This window comes from Actinoplanes sp. NPDC049265, assembly GCF_043197135.1.
Classification (GTDB): domain Bacteria; phylum Actinomycetota; class Actinomycetes; order Mycobacteriales; family Micromonosporaceae; genus Actinoplanes.
This window is the reverse complement of record NZ_JBICSP010000010.1, coordinates 118045-135956: the sequence shown is the minus strand read 5'-3', so window position 1 is coordinate 135956 and position 17912 is coordinate 118045. Positions and strand designations below refer to the sequence as shown.

Here is a 17912-nt window from a genome sequence, read left to right as displayed (position 1 = left end):
TGGTGCGCTGCTTGTTGCCGGGTCGGCTGGTGCGCTGCTTGTTGCCGGGTCGGCTGGTGCGCTGCTTGTTGCCGGGTCGGCTGGTGCGCTGCTTGTTGCCGGGTCGGCTGGTGCGCTGCTTGTTGCCGGGTCGGCTGGTGCGGCGAGTGTCGTCGGGCGTATGAGTCGCGTTCGTTGGGCGATCGGGGTGGGTCCCGCTCGCTAAAACCGTCGGGCGGTGCTCGCTGCCACCGTCGGCCGCCTGCACCGGGCCCAGCCGGTCGGGCTCGTACCCGGGTGGACGCGCACAGGTGGTGCGCCCCGTGTCGTCGGCCGGGCGGGTCGCGTCTGTTCGGACGGCTGGGACGCTGCTCGACGTCGCGCAACTGAGGCGCCCTCAACAAAGGGCGACTGGTGTGCCGCTCGGCTGAGAAGGACTCAGAAGGCTTTCAGCGGACGGACCTGGTTGCGGCGCGGATCACCAAAGATTTGAGGATCGTGCCGAAGTTGAGGTTGGCGGCCTGCAGGGCTAGGGGTAGCAGAGACGTCTCCGTCATGCCGGGCGAGACGTTGACGCCGAGAATGTGGGGGTTGCCGTCGGGGTCCACCACCAAGTCGACGCGGGAGAGGTCGCGTAGGCCGAGGGCGTGGTGGGTGGCCAGTGCCGTCTCCGCCACCAGGGCGGTCACCGAAGGGTCCAGGCGGGCCGGCGCGTGCCAGGTTGTCAGGCCCGCGGTGAAGCGGGCGGCGTAGTCGTACACGCCGTTATGGGGAACGATCTCTACGGCGGGAAGGGCCTGAGGGCCATCGCCCAGGTCGACGATGGAGACCGCCACGCCGGTGCCGGGGATGAAGCGCTCGACGAGCGCCGTGGAGTCGTACCCGAAACAGCCCACCATCGCGGCCGGCAGCGCCGACGCCTCCCGGACCACCGACGCGCCCAAGCCGGAGCCGCCCTGCGCCGGCTTGACCATTAGCGGCAGGCCCAGCCGTGACGCGATGCGGTCGAGGACCGCTACGGCGCCGAGTTCGGAGAAACGATCATGCGGGAGGGCGACCCAGTCCGGGGTGCGGATACCCGCTTCGCGGAGCATCGACTTCGCCGACGGTTTGTCCCAGGCCAGGCGGGAGGCCACGGCGTCACAGCCGACGTACGGTACGCCGCAGAGGTCCAGCACGCCGCGCAGCGAGCCGTCCTCACCGGTGGCGCCATGCAAAGCGACAACGACCGCGTCCGGTGGGTCCGCCTCCAGGTAAGGCAGCAGCGCGGTGTCGGCGTCACGCATCTCGGCCGCTATCCCGGCACCGCGCAGGGCGTCGAGGGCGCGGCGGCCGGAGCGGAGGGAAACATCCCGCTCATAGGAGAGGCCGCCGGCCAGCACCAGCACCTGGAGATCGGCCGGATCGCGGCGGGTCCTGTCGTCCACGGCGGGCGACTGACCGGTCGGTGCGGCGTCACTGGTCGAAGCGGTCGAGTCGGAGGCGCTGGTCATCGGTGGCCTTTCGGCGCTCGGTGCGGCAAGGTCGCGGTCGGCTCGGACAGAGAAAGTTGCCGCGGCTCTCGATGGCGGAAGATTGCGGGCAGACCGACGAGCGGTTCGGTGCGGACTGTGTCGGCTGAAGTGCTGGAGCCGGCCGCGGCCACTCTAGTGGCTGGCCGCGGCGAGGTCCGAGCACGCGGGGATATCGGCTGTCGCGGTGGGGATGCCGCTTGCGGCCGGCACCAGAACCGATCGGGTGTGACTTCTGGGGCGAGAGATTCGGTTGAGGCCTCGTGGTGGAACGACGGAACCCGCTGCCGCCCGAGGTCCGACGTGGACTGCGACTTTGGGCTGCTCCAGGTGCCACCAGATGTCTGTCCGAAATGTCCACGGCGAATGCGTTGGAGCAGCGAGGGATCGGAGCCGCTGATCAAGGTCCACGGTGGACGTGGGATCCGATCGAAGTCGAGTTGAGGGCCAGGAAAGGCGAGGCCATGCGGTGCCGGCAAGGGGATGGGTGGCCGGTCACCGGTTCCTACCGCCTTGAGGGGCTGGCTGGCGCTCAGCGCCGGGCCCTGAGGTCGACGGCGGACCGCCTTGGGAGGCTGGCTGGCGCTCAGCGCCGGGCCCTGAGGTCGACGGCGGACCGCCTTGGGAGGCTGGCTGGCGCTCAGCGCCGGGCCCTGGAGTCGACGGCGGACCGCCTTGGGAGGCTTTCTGGCGCCCAGCACCAGGGCCTGGGGTCGACGGCGGGCCGCCTTGTGGGGCTGGCTGGCGCCCAGCACCCGGGCCTGGGGTCGACGGCCGATCGCCTCGGTAGACCGGCTGGCGCTCGGCTCGCTGAAACGGATCGCCTCACGAGGCTCGGTCGCCCCCAGCTCCGGGGGTCGACGGCGGACCGCCGGGCGAGGTCGGGCGGCGCTAACCCCTAGCCCCGAGACGCCCAGGCGGACCGCCCGGGCGGCCGTCGTCGGCTGCTTGATTCGCCCAACTCGACCGACAGCTGCGCTGTTGCGGATATGCGGCCTCGACCGGGAGGTGGCGCAGGCGTGCGGCCAGTTCGAGGGCGAGGGGCAGGTTGTCGATCGCGAACGGCTAGCCGGCCTGGTTCCCAGTGAGCGTCGACCGACCGTCTCGGGAGGAAGGGGGGCGCCCGCCGCCGGCTCGGTGAGTCGACGGCGGGAAACGCTGCCCCGCTCGCATGTTTCACGTGAAACGAAATCACGTGAAGTCGAGGGTGCGGGGTTGGTCATGCCAAGTCGGGGCCGGGAGCGTCGGCTGCGGCAGTGCCGGTGCGGCGGCGGGGGGCTGAGGACGGGACACCGAACATGGAGCGCATTGCCAACTCGTGCTCCATCACGCCGGCTAGGCGGCGCACGCCCTCGCGGAGGCGAGACGGCGATGAGAAGGAGAAGTTGAGGCGCATGTTCTGTGTTCCGGTGCCGTCCGCGTAAAAGCCGGTGCCGGGCACGTAGGCCACGCGGCCGGCGATCGCGCGGGGCATCATTGCCTTGGAGTCGAGGCCCTCGGGGAGGGTGGCCCAGACGAACAAGCCGCCGGCCGGCGTTGTCCACGTCGTACCCTCGGGCATCATGTCGGTCAGGGCCGACAACAGGGCGTCACGCCGCTCGCGGTACACCTCGCGATAGACCTTGATCTGCTCCTGCCACGGCATGGTCGACAGGTACTGCGTCACGGCCCCCTGAGCGAACGCACTGGGGCAGAGGATCGCCGCCTCTGAGGCCATCACGAGCTTTTCGCGTACCGCATGAGGGGCCAGGATCCAACCCACCCGCAAGCCGGGGGCGAAGGTCTTGGAGAACGTGCTCAGGTAGAAGACCCCGCTCCGGCGGCGCGCGCGCAGCGGCAGCGGCGCGTCTCCCTCGAAGCTCAGCATCCCGTAGGGATCGTCCTCGACCACGAGCAGGTTGTGCTCGGCGCAGATGTCCAGGATCTCCTCGCGGCGCGACTCGGACAGGGTCACGCCGGCCGGGTTCTGGTAGGTCGGGATCGTGTAGAGGAACTTGGCGCGTCCGTCGGCTGCGGTCAGCGCCTCGACCAATGCGGCGGGGATCAGGCCGTCGGCGTCCATTGCCACGTGCCGCACCTGTGCCTGGGCTGCCTGGAACGCGCCGAGTGCGCCGACATACGTCGGCCCCTCGGCGAGCACCACGTCGCCCGGGTCCAGGAACAGCCGCGACACCAGGTCGAGCGCCTGCTGCCCGCCGACCGTGACCACCACGTCGTCGGGGGACGCGTCGTGGATCCCGGACAGCTCCATCACCTCGCAGATGCGTTCGCGGAGCTCGACCGTGCCCTGGCCGATGCCGTACTGCAGTGACGTCGTGCCCTGCTCGGTCGCGAGCTTGCCGAGCATCTCGCCGACCGCGTCGAGCGGGAGGGCGGCGATGTACGGCGAACCGCCGGCCAGCGACACCACCTCGGGCCGGCTGGCCACAGCGAACAGGGCGCGGATCTCGGAGGTGGTCATCCCCCGGACCCGCCGCGCATAGCGGTCGGTGTAGTCGTCCTGTGTGGTACCGGTCATGCGAGTCACCCCAAACAAGAGTCAGAAAGGGCCCATGCTAATCACCCGACCCACTCGTAAGCCTGTTCATTAAGAGGTCGATCAAGGAGTGGGAAGCGTAGGATCAGCGACCGGATGTCCGCCGACGTTGAGGGGTCCCGTCCATGTCGCGACGCCTGGTCAATCTGACCCTCGACACGCTCGAGGATCTGCCGAGACCGTGCCGCCAGTGCGTTTACTGGGAGCTGGACCCGGTGTCGGCCGAGCGAGCGTGCGCCTCCGGTGATCCGGGGCTGGAAAAGGAAGCCTGGGTCTCGCAGACGCTGCTCGAGTGGGGCTCCTGCGGAAAGCTGGCCTACGTCGACGGGATGCCGGCGGGATTCGTGATGTACGCGCCGCCGGCCTACGTGCCGCGTTCGATGGCCTTCCCGACCAGCCCGGTCAGCGCCGACGCCGTCCTGCTGATGACCTCGCATGTGGTGGCCGCGTTCGCCGGCGGCGGGCTCGGGCGGATGCTCGTCCAAGGGGTCGCGCGCGATCTGACCAAGCGCGGGGTCAAGGCGATCGAGGCGTTCGGTGACGCGAAGTTCGGCGAGGCCGGCGAGGGCGAAGAGGGCTGCGTCGCGCCGGTCGATTTCTTCCTCTCGGTGGGATTCAAGACGGTACGCCCGCATCCGCGCTATCCGCGACTGCGTCTCGAGCTGCGCACCGCCCTGTCCTGGAAGTCCGACGTCGAATACGCGTTGGAGAAGCTGCTCGGCTCGATGAGCCCGGAAGCCCTCCTCCGCCCGGTGCGGCCGGCCGCGGCAACCCGCAGCGAAAGCTGACCGCACCGAAGATTCCCCGCGAGCCGGCGCGGGAAAGAACGGAGGGCTAGGAACGCCGGGAGGCGATCGCCATGCGCAGCTGACGCACGTCGATCGAGCCGGTCGGCACGTCGTTCTCCACCGGGTAGTACATCCGCTGTACCGCCGCCAGCATCGCCTCGACCAGCTGCTCGCGGAACAGCGGGTTCACCAGCCGGTCACGGTCCTTGGGCGATGTCAGATAGCCCAGATCCACGCGTACGGCCGGCATCCGCGTCAGCCGCAGCAGCTCCCACGTCTTGGCGTGTACGCGGCAGTTCTCCATCCCGGTACGGACGACGATCTCTCGTTGCACCAGATTGGCGAGCCGCTCCCCCACGGTCGACGTCAAACCGCTGCCCGTCCCGTAGTGGTACGCCGCCACGCCTCCCGCGTCGGGGTTGCTGTTCTCATCCAGGTGCAGCGAGATCAGCAGGTCGGCGCCGAGCCCGTTGGCCAGCTCGGCCCGCTGCGCCCCGCTCATCGGCTCGGCCGGCTTCGGCCCCCGGGTCAGATGCACCCGCATGCCGGCCGCGGCCAGCCGGCCCTCGAGGCGCGCGGCCACGTCGTACACCAGGTCGGCCTCGGTCCAGCGCAGCGGACCGTCCGGAACCACCACGCCGGTGTCGTCCCCACCGCCGTGCCCGGGGTCGATGACGATCGTCTTGCCGACCAGGTTGGGGCCGGAGTGCCGGAACGCCTCGGCCTCGCGCAACCACTGCGGCCGGCCGCCGACCACCTTGCGGCCGAGCCGGCGCAGCGCCTTCATGGTCTGCGGTCCACACGACCCGTCGCTGGTGAGACCGACCTCACGCTGGAACTGGGCCACGGCCCGGGCCGTCCGGGCACCGTAGATGCCATCCGCGCGGCCGCTGTCGTACCCCATCTCCAACAGCCGCTCCTGCAACGCGCTGACATCTTCACCAACCAGAGCATTGGGTACGGAGTGAAAGAGCGTCCGCGATCCCAGCGTCCACCGGGCACCCTCCAGCGCGGCCCAGGTCTCCGCCCCCACGATGCCGTCGACGCCGATGCCGCGGCTCTGCTGGAACGCGCGCACCGCAGTTTCAGCCTCGGCATCGAAAGCGTCGGTGTCGAAAGCGTCGGTGTCGGGAGAGCCGGCGTCGCGAGAGCCGGCGTCAGGAGAACCGGCGTCGGAGGTGCCCGCGTCGAGAGAGTCGGCCTTGAAAGTGCCGGCGTCGGAAGTGCCGGCGTCGAAGGAGCCGGCGTCGAAGGAGCCGGCCGGCGCGTCAGCGGTGAGGAACTCGAGCTGGACCAGGATCGATCGGATCTCCGCGACTGCCGGTCCGGTCTCTCCACGTCGGATCGCACGCACGAGGGCGACTCCTCAAGCTCGAAGGGGGCAACCGTCCGGAGCGTACTACCCAATCACAGCCGTCCCGATAACCGCGTGGGGCACCAAAAAACGACACCCCGCGCTCCGGCCGAGCGCGGGGTGTCGTGTGGCGAGATCAGAAAGCCGACTCGATCAGGTTGATCAGGGCGCCCTTGGGCTTGGCGCCGTTCACCGAGTTGACCGGCTCGCCGCCCTTGAACACGGTCAGCATGGGCACCGACATGACGCGGTAGGCGCGGGCCGTCTCGGGGTTCTCGTCGATGTTCAGCTTGACGATCTCCACCTTGTCGCCCATCTCCGCGGCGATCTCCACGAGCAGCGGCTCGATCTTGCGGCACGGCGCGCACCACTCGGCCCAGAAGTCGACAAGCACCGGCTTATCGGACTGGAGTACGTCACTGACGAACGTGGCGTCGGTGACCGCCTTGGTTGCTCCCACGAGAGGACCTCCTGATTTACAGCTCGACGAAAGAAGCGATGAAGCGCTCGGCGTCCAGTGCGGCCGCACAGCCGGTGCCGGACGCGGTGATGGCCTGCCGATAGGTGTGGTCGACCAGGTCACCGGCGGCGAACACGCCGGGGATGTTGGTCCGGGTGCTCGGGGCGTCGACCTTGACGTACCCCTCGTCGTCGGTCTCGATCTGGCCCTTGAAGAGCTCGCTGCGCGGGTCGTGGCCGATCGCCACGAACACCCCGGTCACGTCGAGCACCTTGGTCTCGTTGGTCGCCGTGTTGCGCAGGCGGGCACCGGCCACCTTGCCGTCGTCGCCCAGGATCTCTTCGACGACCGAATTCCACTCGACCTTGATCTTCGGGTTGTTCAGCGCCCGGGCCGCCATCACCTTGCTGGCGCGGAACGAGTCGCGGCGGTGCACGATCGTCACGGTCTCGGCGAACCGGGTGAGGAAGGTGGCCTCCTCCATCGCCGAGTCACCGCCGCCGACCACGATGATGTGCTGGTTGCGGAAGAAGAACCCGTCACAGGTGGCACAGGACGACACGCCGTGGCCGAGCAGCTCCTGCTCGCCGGGGATGCCGAGTGGGCGCCAGGCGGAACCGGTGGCCAGGATCACGGCGCGGGCGAAGTATTCGGTCTTGCCCACGTACACCGTCTTGAGACCCTCGGCACCCGGCTCGGTGACCTTCTCGCCCAGCTCGACCCGGGTCACGTCGTCGGTCAAGAACTCTGCGCCGAACCGCTCGGCCTGCTTGCGCATGTTGTCCATGAGCTCGGGGCCCATGACGCCGTCGGGGTGCCCGGGGAAATTCTCCACCTCGGTGGTCGTCATCAACGCACCACCGGACTGGACGCCCTCGATGACCAGCGGCTTGAGGTTCGCACGGGCCGCGTACAGCGCCGCGGTGTAGCCGGACGGTCCCGAGCCGATGATGATCAGGTTTCGGACCTCGTCCACTGCCGACTCCTCAAATCTTGTCGCCGCCGGGGCACACACCCCGGCGAATCCGCACCCTAGAACGTCAGAGTAGGGACACGCCATTCCCGTCCGGAACACGCCGGTGTCCGGCGTCACGAACTGGGAAATCCAGGGTCTCTCAGCCTACCCGGACGCGGCGGACAGCCTGCGCGCCACGATCGGGCGCGCCGCAATCCGGGCCGGCCGCCCAGGCCTGCGCGACGCCGTTGGCGGTGAAGCGCACGATCAGCGCCGGCGCCCCCGCGAATCGGGCGTAGTCGATCGTCTGCACCGTGATCGGGCCACCGGCGTTCTCCACCGCGATCGCGTGCAGGCAGGCGGCCAACGCGTCCCGGGCGGTCAGCCGGCTCAACGCGGGATCGCTGGCGATCAGGGGCCTCGACTCGGCCGACTTCTGCGACCGCTGGGTGCCGTCGGCCGAGCCGCCCTGGTCGGTGGCGATCATCGGGTCGGCCGGCGGGATCGGATTCGCCGCGCGCAGCGACCGCTCCGAATAGTCGACGCCGCTGGCTGTGATCTGCTCACCGGTGAGGCCGCCGACCTGGGCCGGCGCGGCCTCGGGGGCGTTCAGCGGCAGTTGCGCCGAGCCCGCGCTCGAGGTGGCGTCGTCGGCGCTGTTGTTGCCGCTCAGATAGCTCGCGCCCAGGCCGGCGAAGGCGACAACACCCGCGGCCGCGGCGATGGGTGCGGCCCAGCGCAGGCGCCGCCGGCGTGATGAGGGCTTGCCGTCAGAAGACCGGCCGGTGGGTACGGAGACCAGATGCCGATCGCCACGCACCGGTGCCAGATGCGGGGCGGTCGGCGTGGCCAGGGCGGGATCGATGATCGACGGCTCGGCGACCGGCGACTCGACGGGCGGGTCGGAGGCCGCGGCCGGCGGCACGCTGAACGCATCGGACAGGCGTACCCAAAGGGTCTCGGGCATTGGCTCCGCGGCCGCACCCATCGCACCCAGCTCGGCCGACACCGAGCCCATCCCGGGCGACAGCAGCGCGAAGGCCGACCGCCATTCCGGGTCCTCGGCCACCAGCCGGGCCACGCGTTCCTGCTCGGGGCCGTCCAAGGCGTCGCCGATGTAGTCGGCCAGCAGGTCGACGTCGACCGTGCCGAACTCGTCCGCGGTCATCGGCTCTCCTTCCCCTCGGACGTCGCGCGCACCGACCCGGATGGGACGCTGCTGGTCGCCTGATGGTTCCCGTGACCGTCGTCTCCCTTGCGCAGGTGGCCGAGTTGCAGGGCCATCCGGGCCCGGCCGCGCGCGCATCTGCTCTTGATCGTGCCCTCCGCCACGCCGAGGATGTCGGCGGCCTCGGCTACCGGGTAGCCCTGTACGTCCACCAGCACCAGCGCGGCCCGCTGCTCGACCGGCAGCTCGGCCAGCGCCTGCCGGACCAGCAGCGCGGTCTCGTGGTCGTGGGCCGGAGCGGCCGGCTCGGGGCCGGACGCCGCGCCACCGTCGTCGCTGTGCCGGCCGTCCGGTAGCGGCACCGTCGGATGCGCCTGGCGTTTGCGGACCCGGTCCAGGCAGGCGTTCACCACAATGCGGTGCAGCCAGGTGGTGACCTGTGCGTCGCCGCGGAACCGGGCGGCGGCGCGGTGGGCCGACAGCAGCGCGTCCTGGACCGCGTCGGCGGCCTCCTCACGGTCGCCCACGGTGCGCAGGGCCACCGCCCACAGCCGGTCGCGATGCCGGCGGACCAGCTCGGTGAACGCCTCGGGGTCACCGTCGACGTGGGCCCGCAGAAGGTCGGCGTCGCTCACGCCCTCGGCTGTGCCACCCGTGGTCACGCTGCGAGTCCCGCCCGGGCGCGCCCGGTCAGTAGCCCCAGAGCTCGAGGTTGTTCATGACCAGCTTGTACTTGCCGCTGCCGTCGTCGGCCTTGGGCAGATCGGTGACGAAGACCAGGATGTACTGGTATTTCTGGTCCGGGTCGAAGACCGCGAAGATCGACTTGGTGCCGTCGGACTTGCTGCCGCCGGCCTCGCCGAGCTTCTTGTACTTCTCGACGATCTGCTTGTCGCCCTCGGTGTTGTCGCCGTAGTCGGTGGTGCCGACCCGGACATCCATCGAAGCGCCGGCCGTCAGCGTCTCGACCCGCACGTCGGCGATCGAGTGCGGCTCCCTCAGGTGGATCAGGACGCCCATGCCCTTTTTGAAGTTGCCGAAGTTGGACTGGTTGAAGCGCTGCGTCTCCCAGCCCGACTCGGGGTCGTCGTCGACCGTGAGCTTGGCCTCGCCCTTGTCGACCCGGTCGCCGTCGGGCGGGTCGACGATGCGGACCATGTCGGCGGTCAGCGGGATCTTCTGCGGAGCCGGGGCCTCGGCCTGAGTGCCCTGGGGCTGCTGGTCGCCGTCCTGGCCGGCCGGCGCGGCGCCGGCCTGGTTGGTCTGCGACGGGTTGGGCTTGCCGGAATTGCTGATCGCCCGGATGCCGAAGATCAAGCCGATCAGGGCGATCACGACCAGCGCGCCGACCCCGACGATGATCTTGCGGTTGTTGCGGACCGGCTCGGTCGCCGCGGTGGCCTGGGCGAAGCGGAGCGGACCGACATCTTCGTAGTCGTCGTCGGCCGAGTCGAGCCGGTCGAGCTCGGCCGCCAAGGCGTCGGCCTCGGGTGCCGCGACCCGCTTGTCCAGCAGGTCCATGGTCAGATCGTCGAGGTAGGCCGGGACGCCGGCCCGGATCGTGCGCGGCGCGGGCAGGACGCCACTGGCGTCGCGGTCGGCGTCGGGCAGCGCCGACTGGCCGAGCTCGTCATGCGGCCAGGTGCCGGTGAGCGCGTAGTAGAGAAGGCCACCGACCGCCCGCACGTCGCCCTCGACGGTGTCGGCGGAGTCGGCGCGCGCGTCGGCCAGCACCACCCGGCCGTCGTCGGCGATCAGTGTCGTGCCGGGGTGCACGTTGCCGTGGACCATGCCCGTGGCGTGCACTGCGGCCAGCGCGTCGGCGATCGAGTGGGCGATCGCGGTGGCGCGGGGCGGGTCCAGCGGCCCGTTGGCGGCGATCATGTCGCGCAGCGCCTCGCCGTCGACCCACTCGCGGACCACGTACGCCCGCTGGCCCTCGTCGATCGCGTCGTACACGCCGCAGAGGTTGGGGTGGATCACCCGGCTCGCGGCGACCGCGGCCTGAAGCATCTCGGTGGCCGAGTCGCCACCCGGATAGCGCAGCACGACCGCCACCGGGCGGCGCAGGATCACGTCGACACCGCGCCACACCTGACGGCCGGCGCTGTCGTTGTTGACGTGTTCCTCGAGCTGGTAGCGCTCCGCCAGGATCTCACCGACGGTGGGTGCACCGAAGGTCATGACCGGACCGGCCTCATCGGCCGTGGTCTCCTGGCCTTCGCCGACCTGGGTCACCCGTCCTCCCTCGGTGGTGCACACGTGTCCAGAGCGACCATACCCGCACGCCGCCAGCGGCCCACAGGTCATCCCCCTGGCGCGGCCGCGCCAAACAATGCCCTGGCTGGGGTGGTTCGTCCGAATGGCGGAGCTGAACTATCCGATCAGAAAGTTATCCACAGCTTGTACACACCCGTCAACGGCCAAGTTTGCGACGAACCGTCCCAACAACCTGGCCGATCTCCGGTACACGCAGCGCGGCGGCGACGCCGAGATACGCGATCAGGATGACCACGCCGCCCACGGCCAGCTGGAGCAAGGCCTCGAGACGGTCGGGAGCACCCCCGCCGGGCAGCAGGCGGACAACGAACCAGCCGAGCCCACCAGCCACCGCCGCGGCCACCACGACCTTGAGCATCGCGGCAACCAGGGAGCCCAGGTTGAGCCGGCCGATCCGCCGGCGCAGGACGCTCAGCGAGATGACGGCGGACAGAGCGTACGAGACGGCGTTGGCCGCCGTCATCCCGGCCGCGGCCATCGAGGCGGAAAGCAGCTTGGCCAGCACCAGATAACCGACGATGCGCAGGGCCACCACCGGGATGTTGATCAGCGCCACCGTCTTGTTGCCCTGCAGCGAATAGAAGGCGTAGGTGCACAGATAGCTGATCGACAACGGGAGCACGACCAGCGAACCGGCGATCAGGACGGTGCCGGTGGCGTACGCGGCATCGAAACTGAAGTTGCCACCCTGGAAGAGCGTGACCGCGATCGGAACACCGAGCACCGCGTAGACCGCCACGATCGGCGCCAGCGCGGTGGTCACCAGCCGGATGCCGCGGCGCAGATCCGCGCTGACATCGGCCAGCCGGCCCTCGGCCGCCGCCGCGCTCATCTTCGGCAGCAGGGCCGTCATCACCGACACGCCGATGATCCCGTGCGCCATCATCGTCAGCAGGTAGACGTAGTTGTAGGCCAGCGTGCTCGCGTTGTCGTTGCCGGAGACGCCGCTGAGCACCCGGACCACCACGAACACCGCGATCTGGTTGACCACGACATAACAGAGCATCCAGCCGGCCAGCTGCCCGATCTCGCCCAGCCCGAGACCGCGCGGGTCCCACTTCCACTTCCACGCGAAACCGACCTTGCGCAGCGCCGGCAGCAGCCCGAGCGCCTGCACGACCATGCCGAGCAGGGTGCCGCCGCCGATCACCGCGACCCGGGCCGGCGTCATCGCGGCGATGGTCAGGCCGTCCGGGCTGTTGAAGAACAACAGGAAGACGCCGCAGGCCGCGATCACGACCACGCTGTTCAGGATCGGCGCCCACATCGGAGCGGCGAAATGCCCGCGTACGTTGAGCACGGCGCCGATCAGCGCGGACAGGCCGGTGAACAGGATGATCGGCATCATCAGGTACGCGAACATCGTGACCAGGTCGCGGTACTCGGCCGAGGTGCTGCCACCGGACTGGATCCAGGTGACGACCGGGGCGGCCAGGGTGACCAGGACCGTCGCGATGCCCAGGCTGATCACGGCGAAGGTCAGGAGCTTCTGGGTGTACGCCTGCCCGCCGTCCGCGTCGGCCTTCTTACGCCGGACCAGCGTCGGGATCAGGACACTGCTCAGGATGCCGCCGAGCAGCAGCTCGTAGATCTGGTTGGGGAGGAACTGGGCGCTCGTGTAGGCGTCCCCCACCGCCGAGCCCAAGGTCATGCCGACCAGGGCGTTCCGGACGAAACCGATGATCCGGCTGACGAAGCTCCAGACGGCCATGATGGCGCTCTGCTTTGTGGTGCCCGGGCCGGGTTCCTCGGGCGGGAGGGCGCCTTCCTCGGACGCCACCACGCCGGGCGCGGGGGATTCGGCCGGGATTATGCCGCTGTCCTCGATGTGCGCGGGGAAGCCGGCCGGGGGCTCGCGGTGGGCGTCATAACCCGTTTCGTGTCGGGCCCCGGCGGCGTAGATGTTTCCGGCTTGGCCGCTTTGCCCAGGGTCGCCGGCGTCGTTGTAGGCGGGCTGGTCATAGCCGGGCTGGTCGTGGCCGGGCTGGTTGTAGCCGGGCTGGTCGTGGCCGGGCTGGTCGTGGCCGGGCTGGTTGTAGCCGGGCTGGTCGTGGCCGGGCTGGTCGTGGCCGGGCTGGTCGTGGCCGGGCTGGTCGTGGCCGGGCTGGTCGTGGCCGGGCGGACCGGCCTGGGCGAGTTCGTCCCGGTCGCTCGGGCGGACGTAGGTCGCCTCGGGCGGGCCGTCCTCGTGCTCGGCGTGCGAGCTGCGGTACAGGCCGCCGGTCACGCTGTCCTCCCCTGCTCGTCCATCGTTGCGAAGCCTAGAGCCGTCGCGCTGTCCCCCGTTTCCCCGACCCCCGCCCGCCGCCCTCGCCCCTCTTGCCAACCGCCTCGCGATCGCGAAAATCGCACCGCACCCCCGCCCGCCGCCCTCGCCCCTCTTGCCAACCGCCTCGCAATCGCGAAAATCGCACCGCACCCCCGCGCGCCGCCACCGTCCCCCGCCCCAGTGGGTGGGCAGGAACGTAGCTCGCCGAAGGGACGGGACGGCACGTTGTCCACAGGCCCGCTGCCGTGTGGAAGAAGAGGCGGTGCTAGAGGTTGCGGCGCAGAACGGTGCCGGGGGCCGCTCCGGCCAGGGTTTCGACCATCCAGGAGGCTTCGGCCGGGACCAGCGGCTCGCTCAAGGCGTCCAGGACTGTGGGGTGGTCGCAGCCCGACTCGGTCAGGACGCGCACCAGGTCGGCCACGTCGGTCAGGTCGCCGGATTCGGCGATTTCGCGGGCTGGGCGGCGTACCTCGGCGAAGGAAGGGTCTTGGGCCAGCTCGGTGAGGCGCCGGTCGGCCAGCTGGAGCATGCGGTCGAGGTCGGACTGGGGGAAGCGGTGGCCGGAGCGGACGTCGGTTCTGGGCTGGTCGGCGGACAGGTAGGCGGCGATGGCGGCGTCGTCGAGGACGCGGGGGGACGGCCACCAGCGGGCGTCGGTGAAGAGAGGGAGCGGGGGCTCGCGGCGGGGGTCGGGCAGGGCCGGGCCGGGGGGTGGGCGCAGGAGCGATCGGTACGCGGCGGTGCGTACCGCGGCGATCTCTTGGGGGTTGTCCTCGGGCTGTTCGGGGGCGAAGGGGGACAGCAGGGCGACGACCAGGCCGGGGTGTGGCAGGGTCGGGTCCTCCAAGGCGATCACGCGGGCGCAGAGGTCCAGCTCCCACCACCGCAGCGCGACCGGCAGCGGGAGTCCGGGGGCGGTCCAGCCGAGCTGGATCGGCTCGCTGTGGGCGGGGCCGCGCAAGCCGAGGGCGCGTTCACCGCCGGCCAGGTCGGCCTCGAAGACCAGGGCGTAGCCGCCGACAACGGGGAACGAGACGCGAAGCGGGGGCAGGTCGGCGCGGTCGCCGGTCAGGACTGTGGCCCAGAACGCCGGGTCCTCACTGAGGCGGAGCAGCTCGGCAACGGGCACAGCGCCCATACTGCCCGCTTCGGGCCGGTGCCGCCACGACCGATACGCTGGTCGTCCCATGTCTGTACTGAACTCGGCGCAGCGTAACGCCGTCGCGGAACTGCTGCGCGTCTCTCCCGTCTCCGATGAGCTGGGGCGTCGGTTCGCCGCCGCCGGCCATGAGCTGCACCTGGTCGGTGGGTCGGTGCGCGACGCGCTGCTCGGGCGGCTCGGCGACGACCTCGACTTCTGCACCGGCGCCCGGCCCGAGCAGACGCTGGCGGTGGTCAAGGGCTGGGCGGATGCGATCTGGGAGACGGGGCGCGAGTTCGGCACGATCGGGGTGCAGAAGGACGGACTGCGGATCGAGATCACGACGTTCCGGGCCGAGGCGTACAACGGGGTCACCCGCAACCCGATCGTCACGTACGGCGACAACCTGCTCGACGATCTGCAGCGACGAGACTTCACGATCAACGCGATGGCGGTGTCCGTGCCAGGGCACGAGTTCACCGATCCGTACGGTGGCCTGCGGGATCTCGCCGCGGGCCGGATCCGTACCCCCGCCGCGCCCTCGCTCTCGTTCGGCGACGATCCACTTCGGATGCTCCGGGCCGCCCGGTTCGCGTCGAAGCTCCGATTCGCCGTGGATGAACCGGTCGTCGCGGCCATGCGGGACATGGCCACCGACCTGGACCGGATCACCGCCGAGCGGATCCGGGACGAGTTCACCAAGCTGCTCACCGGCGCCGATCCGGTCGCCGGCCTGCGGCTGCTCGTCGACACCGGCCTGGCCGACCGCTTCCTGCCCGAGCTATCCGGCCTCAAGCTCGAGATCGACGAGCACGCCCAGCACAAGGACGTGTACGAGCACACGCTGATCGTGGTGCAGAACGCGATCCGGCTCGAGGGCGAAACCGGCCCGGACTTCACGCTGCGGATGGCCGCCCTGATGCACGACGTGGGCAAGCCGGCCACCAAGGACGTCGGCCGGGACGGGCGGGTCAGCTTCCACCACCACGAGGTGGTCGGCGCGCGGATGACCAAACAGCGCATGAAGGCGATGCGCTACCCCAAGGACGTGATCTCCGACGTGGTCGAGCTGGTCGCTCTTCACCTGCGCTTTTACGGGTACGGGCGGGGCGAGTGGACCGATTCGGCGGTACGCCGCTACGTCACCGACGCCGGGCCGCTGCTCCCCCGCCTGCACAAGCTGACCCGCTCCGACGTGACGACCCGCAACCGGCGCAAGGCGGCGCAACTGGCCGCCGACTACGACGCGCTGGAGGAGCGCATCGACCGCATAGCGGCCGCGGAGGACCTGGCCCGGGTACGCCCCGACCTCGACGGCAACGCGATCATGGAGCTGCTCGGGGTGCCGCCCGGCCCGATCGTCGGCCAGGCCTGGAAGTTCCTCAAGGACCTGCGGCTGGAGCGCGGCCCGCTGAACCGGGACGAGGCCGAGGCGGAACTCATGAAGTGGGCCCGGGACCAAAACTTGTCGTAGGGCCCGAGCACAATCGGCGGCATGCATCTCGTGGTGGAGTCGCCGATCGGTCCGCTCGGCGTCTCGGTGGAGGGTGAGACCGTCGTCGGTGTGCGGTTCGCCGCGTCCGGGCCGGTGGACGGGAACGGTCCGGCGGCCGATCAGCTGCGGGCCTACTTCGCCGGGGAGCTGACCGATTTCGCGTTGCCGGTGGAGATGCGCGGTGGGTCGGACTTCGAACGGTCGGTGTGGGCCGAGATCGCCAAGATTCCGTACGGCGAGATGGTCACCTATGGCGATATCGCCACGACGCTGGGCGATGTCGGCTTGTCCCGGGCCGTGGGGACGGCGTGCAACCACAATCCGGTGCCGGTCATCGTCCCGTGCCATCGGGTGGTCGGGGCCGGGGGCAAGATGGTCGGGTTCGGCGGTGGGCTGGAGCGCAAACGGAAGCTGCTGGAGCTCGAGGCGCGAGTCGCCCTCGAGCGCTCCTGGGGCATATGACCTGCAGTCGCGGCGGTGCTCGCTGACCGGATGCCGCGCGGTCGGATCAGCGGCGGCAGGGCGGCCGGGCCAATACCGTGCCGCTGGGGGTGATTGGGATTTCGCGGGCGAGCATCGAGTTGGGGATGCACGGTGGCGGGCTCGCGGGCAGTGGGGTGAGGTAGTCCGTCATGTCGGGGCGGGTGAGGGACGCCTCGACGGAGGCTGCGCCGGTCACGATGACGACTCCGGGAGTGCGCGGGGGCGTGTTGCCAGGTCGGGCGCATGCGGCCGCCACCGACACCAGTAATACAGCGCTGGCGAGCGTACCCATCAAGAGGGTTTTGGGATGAAGGGGTTGCGACCCGGCCGGGGGCGGCACGGCGGGGCGAACGACACGAGGGGCCGAGCTAGTGGCCCGACCCCTCGGAGGCGTCATGCGCGAAAGTCTAGCGCTCGACCTCGCCCTTGATGAAGGCCTCGACGGCGGCCTTGGCGTCGTGGTCGTTGTACTGCTCGGGCGGCGACTTCATGAAGTACGAGCTGGCACTCAGGATCGGGCCACCGATGCCGCGGTCCTTGGCGATCTTCGCCGCGCGGACCGCGTCGATGATGACGCCGGCCGAGTTGGGTGAGTCCCACACCTCGAGCTTGAGTTCGGCCATCAGCGGGGTGTCGCCGAAACTGCGGCCCTCCAGGCGGATGTACGCCCACTTGCGGTCGTCGAGCCACGGCACGTGGTCGGACGGGCCGATGTGCACGTCGCTCTTCACCATCTCGTGCGGGATCTGGCTGGTCACCGACTGGGTCTTGGAGATCTTCTTGGAGACCAGGCGGGTGCGCTCCAGCATGTTCATGAAGTCCATGTTGCCGCCGAAGTTCAGCTGGTACGTGCGCAGCAGCTCGACCCCGCGGTCCTCGAACAGCTTGGCCAGCGCGCGGTGCACGATCGTGGCACCGACCTGGCTCTTGATGTCGTCGCCGACGATCGGCAGGCCGGCGTCGGTGAACTTCTGCGCCCACTCGGGGTCGGACGCGATGAACACCGGCAGAGCGTTGACGAACGCGCAGCCGGCGTCGATGGCTGCCTGGGCGTAGAACTTGTCGGCCTGCTCGGAACCCACCGGCAGGTACGAGACGACGACGTCGACCTCGGCCTCACGCAGGGCCTGGGCCACGTCCACCGGCTCGGCGGCCGACTCGTCGATGATCTCCTGGTAGTACTGCCCCAGGCCGTCGAAGGTCGGTCCACGCTGGACGGTTACGCCGGTCGGGGGTACGTCGCACAGCTTGATGGTGTTGTTCTCGCTGGCGACGATCGCCTCCGAGAGGTCCATGCCCACCTTTTTGGCGTCCACATCGAACGCTGCGACAAACGTCACATCTCCGACGTGATAGTCACCGAACTTCACGTGCATGAGACCGGGGACGCGGTCGGTCGGGTCGGCGTTGCGGTAGTACTCGACGCCCTGGATAAGGGACGAGGCGCAGTTACCCACACCGACGATGGCGACGCGGACGGAGCCCATCGCGTT

General features: G+C 70.0%; 15 protein-coding genes. 3 read left to right on the top strand and 12 right to left on the bottom strand.

The window, feature by feature from the left end; translation table 11 throughout:
• The 3 genes from ACGFIO_RS23875 to ACGFIO_RS23865 form a co-directional block, all read right to left on the bottom strand.
• A partial coding sequence (locus ACGFIO_RS23875) for a hypothetical protein (protein WP_392828726.1) occupies window positions 1-247 on the bottom strand: 247 nt, incomplete at its 3' end.
• A gap of 181 nt (window positions 248-428) precedes the next feature.
• Window positions 429-1472 (bottom strand): D-alanine--D-alanine ligase, encoded by a 1044-nt coding sequence (locus ACGFIO_RS23870; RefSeq protein WP_392828724.1) that lies wholly within the window; start codon window positions 1470-1472, stop codon window positions 429-431.
• 1237 nt (window positions 1473-2709) lie between these two features.
• Window positions 2710-4008 (bottom strand): PLP-dependent aminotransferase family protein, encoded by a 1299-nt coding sequence (locus tag ACGFIO_RS23865; RefSeq protein WP_392828722.1) that lies wholly within the window; start codon window positions 4006-4008, stop codon window positions 2710-2712.
• Window positions 4009-4151: 143 nt separating this feature from the next.
• On the opposite strand from ACGFIO_RS23865, the gene ACGFIO_RS23860 reads away from it, so the two are divergent.
• Window positions 4152-4814, top strand: a complete 663-nt coding sequence (locus tag ACGFIO_RS23860; RefSeq protein ID WP_392828720.1) for a GNAT family N-acetyltransferase — start codon at window positions 4152-4154, stop codon at window positions 4812-4814.
• A gap of 46 nt (window positions 4815-4860) precedes the next feature.
• Here the strand turns inward: ACGFIO_RS23860 and ACGFIO_RS23855 are convergent, their stop codons facing one another.
• From ACGFIO_RS23855 to ACGFIO_RS23820, 8 genes are all read right to left on the bottom strand, one after another.
• Window positions 4861-6168: an N-acetylmuramoyl-L-alanine amidase gene (locus tag ACGFIO_RS23855; protein WP_392828718.1), complete on the bottom strand. Its 1308-nt coding sequence runs from the start codon at window positions 6166-6168 to the stop codon at window positions 4861-4863.
• 136 nt (window positions 6169-6304) lie between these two features.
• Window positions 6305-6628 (bottom strand): thioredoxin, encoded by a 324-nt coding sequence (trxA, locus tag ACGFIO_RS23850; RefSeq protein WP_392828716.1) that lies wholly within the window; start codon window positions 6626-6628, stop codon window positions 6305-6307.
• Between the two features lie 16 nt (window positions 6629-6644).
• Window positions 6645-7604: a thioredoxin-disulfide reductase gene (gene trxB, locus ACGFIO_RS23845; RefSeq protein WP_392828714.1), complete on the bottom strand. Its 960-nt coding sequence runs from the start codon at window positions 7602-7604 to the stop codon at window positions 6645-6647.
• A 139-nt stretch (window positions 7605-7743) separates the two neighbouring features.
• On the bottom strand, window positions 7744-8751 hold the full coding sequence (locus tag ACGFIO_RS23840; RefSeq protein ID WP_392828712.1) for a hypothetical protein: 1008 nt from the start codon (window positions 8749-8751) through the stop codon (window positions 7744-7746).
• Complete coding sequence (gene sigM / locus ACGFIO_RS23835; RefSeq protein WP_392828710.1) at window positions 8748-9413, bottom strand: RNA polymerase sigma factor SigM; 666 nt, start codon at window positions 9411-9413, stop codon at window positions 8748-8750. The genes ACGFIO_RS23840 and sigM overlap by 4 nt, the downstream gene beginning before the upstream one ends.
• Before the next feature lie 28 nt (window positions 9414-9441).
• Window positions 9442-11061, bottom strand: a complete 1620-nt coding sequence (locus ACGFIO_RS23830) for a protein kinase family protein (protein WP_392828708.1) — start codon at window positions 11059-11061, stop codon at window positions 9442-9444.
• A 106-nt stretch (window positions 11062-11167) separates the two neighbouring features.
• Entirely contained in the window at window positions 11168-13258 is a 2091-nt protein-coding gene (gene murJ, locus ACGFIO_RS23825) for a murein biosynthesis integral membrane protein MurJ (RefSeq protein WP_392828706.1), read from the bottom strand.
• A gap of 307 nt (window positions 13259-13565) precedes the next feature.
• Entirely contained in the window at window positions 13566-14438 is an 873-nt protein-coding gene (locus ACGFIO_RS23820) for a hypothetical protein (RefSeq protein ID WP_392828704.1), read from the bottom strand.
• 49 nt (window positions 14439-14487) lie between these two features.
• Between ACGFIO_RS23820 and ACGFIO_RS23815 the strand changes: the two genes are divergently transcribed.
• Together ACGFIO_RS23815 and ACGFIO_RS23810 are read left to right on the top strand one after the other, a co-directional pair.
• Window positions 14488-15915, top strand: coding sequence for a CCA tRNA nucleotidyltransferase (locus ACGFIO_RS23815; RefSeq protein ID WP_392828703.1), 1428 nt, complete (start codon window positions 14488-14490; stop codon window positions 15913-15915).
• A 21-nt stretch (window positions 15916-15936) separates the two neighbouring features.
• Window positions 15937-16398, top strand: coding sequence for a methylated-DNA--[protein]-cysteine S-methyltransferase (locus tag ACGFIO_RS23810; protein WP_392828701.1), 462 nt, complete (start codon window positions 15937-15939; stop codon window positions 16396-16398).
• A 428-nt stretch (window positions 16399-16826) separates the two neighbouring features.
• Here ACGFIO_RS23810 and ACGFIO_RS23805 read toward each other — a convergent pair whose 3' ends face one another.
• The gene (locus ACGFIO_RS23805; RefSeq protein WP_392829019.1) at window positions 16827-17906 is read right to left on the bottom strand and encodes an inositol-3-phosphate synthase; all 1080 of its coding nucleotides are present in this window, start codon (window positions 17904-17906) and stop codon (window positions 16827-16829) included.
• Window positions 17907-17912: the final 6 nt, after the last annotated feature.

Excerpts from the sequence above, each read along its gene's own strand:
- ACGFIO_RS23865 (WP_392828722.1), bottom strand. The coding sequence starts at position 4,008 with ATGACCGGTACCACACAGGACGACTACACCGACCGCTATGCGCGGCGG.
- ACGFIO_RS23815 (WP_392828703.1), top strand. The coding sequence starts at position 14,488 with ATGTCTGTACTGAACTCGGCGCAGCGTAACGCCGTCGCGGAACTGCTG.
- ACGFIO_RS23840 (WP_392828712.1), bottom strand. The coding sequence starts at position 8,751 with ATGACCGCGGACGAGTTCGGCACGGTCGACGTCGACCTGCTGGCCGAC.
- ACGFIO_RS23810 (WP_392828701.1), top strand. The coding sequence starts at position 15,937 with ATGCATCTCGTGGTGGAGTCGCCGATCGGTCCGCTCGGCGTCTCGGTG.
- ACGFIO_RS23870 (WP_392828724.1), bottom strand. The coding sequence starts at position 1,472 with ATGACCAGCGCCTCCGACTCGACCGCTTCGACCAGTGACGCCGCACCG.
- ACGFIO_RS23830 (WP_392828708.1), bottom strand. The coding sequence starts at position 11,061 with ATGACCTGTGGGCCGCTGGCGGCGTGCGGGTATGGTCGCTCTGGACAC.
- ACGFIO_RS23860 (WP_392828720.1), top strand. The coding sequence starts at position 4,152 with ATGTCGCGACGCCTGGTCAATCTGACCCTCGACACGCTCGAGGATCTG.
- ACGFIO_RS23805 (WP_392829019.1), bottom strand. The coding sequence starts at position 17,906 with ATGGGCTCCGTCCGCGTCGCCATCGTCGGTGTGGGTAACTGCGCCTCG.
- ACGFIO_RS23820 (WP_392828704.1), bottom strand. The coding sequence starts at position 14,438 with ATGGGCGCTGTGCCCGTTGCCGAGCTGCTCCGCCTCAGTGAGGACCCG.